We start from the raw sequence: 5,987 nt of genomic DNA on the forward strand, positions 1-5,987 counted from the left end.
ACCGCCTGGGCTGTAGGACGCAGCCCATTCAGGGCTGGTGTGTGGCGGGGCAGAGGGGAGAAAGATGCGGGCAGGATGTGACGAAAGCGGATTGTAAAAGCACGAAGCACCGCTTTAACCGAGTGCCATTCATGCCGGGCATTTTATCGAAATGGTGGCAACCATCTAAGCCGAATGGAAGGTGCTTCAGCGCATGCGGAAGACTACGACCCTTCGGTCGAGACGGCGGTCAGCTTCGTTGGCATCAGCCGGACTGGCGGCTTCGGCCTCACCATAGCCCACAGGCATGAGACGCTCGGCACTCACACCATGACGAACGAGCTCTCGTGAGATCCGCTCCGCACGTTCCTGGGAAAGCAGTAGATTTTTTGCATAATCGCCTTCGGCTGAGGCATGGCCTTCGATGACGAAGGTCTCCTTGCTGAGGGCTGGTGCCTTCATGGCGTCGGCCATGTCGATGACGAGGTCGTAGGAATAGGCGTCGGCGAAATTCGTGGAGCCTTGCCGGAAGAGGATGGCATCGGTGCTGATGGCCGAGTCCGGATCGACGCTATAGGAGACCGCATACGCATCTCCGGTGGTGTAGGAAGGGGGGATATCGTTCTGGTAATACCCCTGCTCCGGTGCCTGGGGCCTGACGCTGTAGGTGCTTTGCGCCTGAGGTAGAAGCTGGACGCGGTTGAGCTGCTGGGAAGCGACGATGACCGGTGGGATCTCCTGCATTGAGGAGTAGCGAATGACCCGGCGGTTCCCTTCATAAAACCGGGTGCGCCGCTGAGTCTCAGTGGTCTGGAATATTCTTTGTTGGCGAGGGAGGCTGCCGGAAGGCGCAGCCTGCGGGGCGCGGCCTTGGAATCGTTCGACGATGCTGGTGACGGTGCGTTCGCGGTCCTGCTGGGTTCTGCCCACTTCCTCGACGGAGGGACGGTAGGCAGGCTTGGGGCCGTCCCGGCGACGCCTTGGGTCAGGACGATCATTTGAGTCGCCTCTCTGGACGCCGGCGCCTGCACCGAGGATGTTCAGGAGCAGACGCTTGGCATCTTCCTTGTTGTCAATTTTTCGCGCCTGTGCGGCGTCGGCCTTACGGTCTCGCTTTGGCTCATCTTCAAGCACTTTGGCAGTCTCCTGTGTAGGGGGTTTCTGGGCGGCGGGACGTTCAGGACGCTCGCGCCCCTCAGGCCGCTCGGCGGGTTTTGATGCGCCAGAGACTTCGGGTGCAGAGGTCACGGCAGGCATCGGAGCACCAGGGGCGGGCGCGGGGGGCTGAGAGGGATCAACGCCCTTCTCTTGCGGATCGGTGGGTTTTTTGCCGGGCGAGGGACGAGTCCTCGTGTCAACGGGGGCGGCCGGGGGCGTGGTGGGTGGCATCCCGGTAGCGCCGGGGGTGGCCGGTGGCGTGGGTGGCGTCTCGGGCGTAGCGGGTGGCGTGCTAGGGGTTTCAGCCGGGCGTGTTGGAGGCCTATCCATTCCGGGAGCCGGTGCCGCGCGCCCGGGATTGGTCGAGGAATTACCGTCCGGGGCGGTGCCAGGGGGGGGAGTAGCTGGGTCTGCGGGCGCGCGGGTTTTATCTTTTGCTCCGGACATGCCGCGGCGTTTAGCGCCGGGAGGGGCCGGGCGTTTGGCTCCTGGAGGGCCTGGGCGATCCAAACTGGGTGTTGCTGGTTTTTCAGTCGAGTCAGAAACGGGAGGCGCAGTTGTTGGAAGCTTAGCTGGCGGCACAATGGCTGGCGGCACAGGAGGCACGCCGGCAGGCACTGCGGCAGGAGGCTGGCCAGGGGGCACCTCGGCAGGTGCCGCAGAAGGTGGGCTAGGTGCTTCGGTTTCAGGTGCCGGGACGGGTGGTTTCGTCACCAAGGGCTTCTCTTCGTCTGGAGGAGGAGCAGAGGTCTGCGCCATTGACAGGAATGGGATGGCAAGTGTGGCGAAGGCAAATGGGAAGAAACGTTTCATGGGGGTAAGGTGTGGGCGCGTTGATGATCCAAGTTAGTGTTTTGCGATGCGGCATTCCATGGGGTCTAACCCTCATCAGGCTTTCAGGTGGAAGGCAGAGCATGTCAGATAATAAGACGAGGCAGGGGTACTTGGGGGGGGAATGAAATGCCGCGTGAGCGCAGTGGCGCAGAGATGGAACGCAACCCTTTGCCTGCTCATGATTCAGCCGCTCTTTCTTTATCGCATCTCCCTCCGACAGCGGCCTGCTCTCATGCGTTTTCTTTTTCCCCTGCTTCTATGAGACCTGCCACCCGGGGCTATATTCCGCAACCCTCTCTGGGCTGGTGCGAGGATGGGCGGTCGGCTGTGGTCTGCCCGATGGTGGTTTTTTATATCCGTGACATGGCTTCTAATCAGCATTTCATGCTCTTTGGCCGCCGGATGTGGAGCTGGGAAAAGGATCACTTTCCTGTGAAGGAGATGGACGTTCCCGCCATGGCCTTGGAGTTGCGGTGGATATTAAGCCGAAGTGAGAAAGCACGCGCCGAGCCCCCACTGCCCGGATGGCTGCACCACATTGACTATTAGATATTTATCGCGGAGTGACCCACATTTTGCCGGGCATCTTATCTTTTCTCGAGGAGTCACGGGAGCATGCGCTCATAGCGGCATTACGCATGCCGTCAGCTCATCAGCAGCCAGCGGCGGCAGCGCTTGTGGGCTCCAATCGATGCGCCCCGAAGGATGCCAGCCGACCTTGGCTAGGATATTCGCTTTGCCTTCGCGCTTCATTTCCAGCATACCCTTGAGATCTGGAGCGACGACAGCCAAGGCTCGGGTTATGAAGCAGCGCTCGTCATTGCTTCCACCATGCCCAAAGTCTCGGAACTGGGCACGCGCTCCGTTGTAAATGATGTCGGCACCGCAGCGCATGGGATGCCCTCGTTCCTGCCAGCACCTTACCAGACGCACCACAGCCCGCAGACGGCGAAAGTTCTGCGGACAGATGAAGGCGATGAAGTTCAGTAGCGCTTCCCTGTCCTCAGCATTCGCCACACGCTGCACTGCGGCCAATTCAGACGCGCCAGCACCCGCAGTATGCAATTGCTTTATATCTACCGCGTAGAGAGGCACAGATGCAACCGGAGCGCATTCCATGGGGAGCCATGTCTGTGTCATGCTGATTGAACCTTCGAAGGCGGCAGTATGCACGTCGGAGAGGCCGTAGCGCATCAGGCGCTCACAAAGCTGGGGTCGTTTTAAGATCCCCTGCTCCTCCATGCGTTTGATTGTTTCAATGGAGCAGCAAAAACATGCTGCCAGTTTCTCGCGGCAAATCAAGCCTTGAGCCGATGCGGTGTCTTGTGTGGGTTTAGCCATGCAAGACGATGCCATGTCAAAAGACCCTGATATACCCGAACACCATTAAACGGCATTCGGGTATATTTAAAACGGGATGTCGTCGTCCCCGTTTCCATCAGACTTATCCATGAATCGCATTTTGTATTCAGCTTCCTGTTGAAGTCGGAAACCTTCACTTTGTGTAACCCAGTGAATTGTAAAATTTCCTTTCGGCATCTCGATGACAAACCTCTCTGGCGGTTCAGGTTTCGGTGGTCGTCCAGCCCCTTTAGAGCTTATCAGAAAATCCAGTTTGCAGCGCTTGAAGTAGCTCGGCCAGTCTTTTGGGCGGATCTTAACGCCAGCCTTCTCAGCAGCGCATTTCACACTCTCCCTTGACGGGTTTTCATTCCACTCCCACCAAAGGTCGATTGCTATATCAATGATCACCTCCTCATTGGTCACGGTCTTTTTCCGCCGACTTCCAAGTTCGATCTTTGCGAGCCTTGCCAATTCATCGAAGAATTTCACATCGTCATTTGCATATGCATGCAGCACAGCCCGTCCACATGCATCAATCTCCCTTTTGTGCCTCTCAATGTGCTCTGTAACGAACGGCGGGTGTTGTTTAACAAAACGAACACACCGTGGATTTTTGGGGTTACTCAGTGCAATCAGTTTTACCTGTGCACGAACCATGCCGAGAGCATGAAAAGTCTCACGAACGTCATCCCGTTTTGGTGTCCCGTGGCGCTTTTCTCGAAGAATTTTTACATGGTCGAATGCAGCGTCCCATAGCGTGCCATGAGTGGGTTTACCGTCATAATTCACCTGCATTTCGGAATTATCTCCGTCCATCATACGCCAATATGCGTCAGGGTAGGTGTAATCATCATCCACGTTTGATTCCTGCAATCTCGCAGATTTTGCATTGTGAGATTGTTTTCTCGACATGAATCAAATCATGCCTTGCGCCTACTGCTCCGTCATGTGCTTTTCTGTGCTTCTATCCGTGACAGTGTGTAAAGCAGCTCTAGCGCGGCAACGCGGCATGGGCAGCGGTACTCTTTGCACACGCTGCTGGGACCCGGCCGACTGCGGCGGAGTGCTGGGTTTGCTTTCCGGAGTGGTGGATGATGATCCAGGGCTTCCAGGGTAGCCTCGCCAGGGGCTCGGCAACCCTTCGCTATGATACGCAGCCCCGTTGGGGCTGATGCGAGGTCGGACGTGCTTGGCCTTGCCACGCTGAAGTCTTTTTCTTACCGCTGACTGGGTGTGGCGAATTCCGAAAAGCGCGCCTGGGGGACGATCGGCGGCGGTTGGGGGACCAACCTCCCTACCTGAGCGGACCGGAGGCGGCGGGCTGGGGACGGCCCGCCCTACCTTAACCCGCTGCGCGGGTGGCGTGGAGAGATGTGTGGGACTGGATTATGGCGCTTCTTCAAACGAGTTTTTTCCAATGCGAATGCGTGGCGACGTTCGGCGGCGGTTGGAGGACCAACCGCCCTACCTGTGTGGGACTGGGGCATGCTTGGCCTTGCAAGTGGCGTGGGGTGGGGTAGCTGATTCGCTGCCCCCTTTTCTCTTTTTTTGCCATGCTTACTCTTCGCGACGTTACCAAGACTTTCAATGCCCGGACGCTGTTTAGCGCGGCTTCGATGACGATCAACTATGGGGAGCGGGTGGCGCTGGTGGGGCCGAATGGGGCGGGGAAGTCGACGCTGTTTTCGCTGATTTTGAAGACGGATGTGCCGGATGCGGGTGAGGTGATCCGGGATGAGTGGACGACGGTGGGATTCCTGCCGCAGGAGAGCGAGCCGATCGGCAATGAGACGGTGCTGGAAGTGGCGACGGGGAAGGCGGGGGAAATTCAGGCGCTGGAGAAGGCGCTGGGTGAGTTTGAGGCGGCGGGGGATGTGGCGAGCCCGGAGTATTTCGAGGCGCATGCGAAGCATGATGCGCTGCAGGACCCGCAGACGGAGGCGAAGGCGAAGCGCATTCTGAAGGGGCTGGGGTACAAGGAGGAGGACTTTTCAAGGCCGGCGCGTGAGTTTAGCGGTGGCTGGGTGATGCGTGCGCATATGACGCGGCTGCTGGTGATGGAGCCGGATCTGCTGCTGCTGGATGAGCCGACGAATCACCTGGATCTGGGTTCGTTGATGTGGTTCCGCAATTACCTGAAAAATTATGCGGGGGCGCTGCTGATCATCTCGCATGACCGTGACTTCATGGATGAGCTGGTGCAGCAGGTGTATGAGATCGAGGAGGGGAAGCTGCAGTCGTACCAAGGGAACTACAGTGAGTACCTGAAGCAGCGCGAGGAGAACTATGAGCGTGCGATGCAGTCGTACAAGAACCAGCAGAAGGAGATCGAGGCGATTCAGGATTTCATTGATCGGTTCCGGTCGGTGGCTTCGAAGGCGTCACAGGCGCAGAGCCGTGAGAAGCAGCTGGCGAAGATGGACAAGCTGGACAAGCCGCGGCCGCTGCGGAAGGGCTTCCGCTTTAACTTCCCGCAGCCGCAGCGGAGCGGGCAGCGGCTGATCGCGCTGACGGACATTTATCAGGCTTACGGGACGAAGCAGGTGTACTCGGGGCTGGACCTGGAGGTGGAGCGTGGGGAGCGGACGGTGCTGGTGGGGCCGAACGGATCGGGGAAATCGACGCTGATCAAGATTTTGGCGGGTGAGGTGCCGTTTCAGAAGGGTGAGCGC

Annotated in this window: 4 protein-coding genes; 1 reads left to right on the forward strand and 3 read right to left on the reverse strand. The window is 58.5% G+C overall.

Annotated elements, in window-relative coordinates:
- Positions 1-186: 186 nt before the first annotated feature.
- From PSV43_RS04375 to PSV43_RS04385, 3 genes are all read right to left on the reverse strand, one after another.
- Positions 187-1,227, reverse strand: coding sequence for an OmpA family protein (locus PSV43_RS04375; protein WP_300194164.1), 1,041 nt, complete (start codon positions 1,225-1,227; stop codon positions 187-189).
- 1,365 nt (positions 1,228-2,592) lie between these two features.
- Positions 2,593-3,312 carry a hypothetical protein gene (locus tag PSV43_RS04380; protein ID WP_300194166.1) on the reverse strand — a complete coding sequence of 240 codons (720 nt, stop codon included), beginning with the start codon at positions 3,310-3,312 and terminating at the stop codon, positions 2,593-2,595.
- Between the two features lie 66 nt (positions 3,313-3,378).
- Positions 3,379-4,227 (reverse strand): hypothetical protein, encoded by an 849-nt coding sequence (locus tag PSV43_RS04385; RefSeq protein ID WP_300194168.1) that lies wholly within the window; start codon positions 4,225-4,227, stop codon positions 3,379-3,381.
- A gap of 641 nt (positions 4,228-4,868) precedes the next feature.
- Between PSV43_RS04385 and PSV43_RS04390 the strand changes: the two genes are divergently transcribed.
- The coding region (locus PSV43_RS04390) for an ABC-F family ATP-binding cassette domain-containing protein (protein WP_300194170.1) at positions 4,869-5,987 on the forward strand (1,119 nt) is incomplete at its 3' end.

This window comes from Prosthecobacter sp. (genome assembly GCF_029946185.1).
In the GTDB taxonomy this organism is placed as follows: Bacteria; Verrucomicrobiota; Verrucomicrobiia; order Verrucomicrobiales; family Verrucomicrobiaceae; genus Prosthecobacter.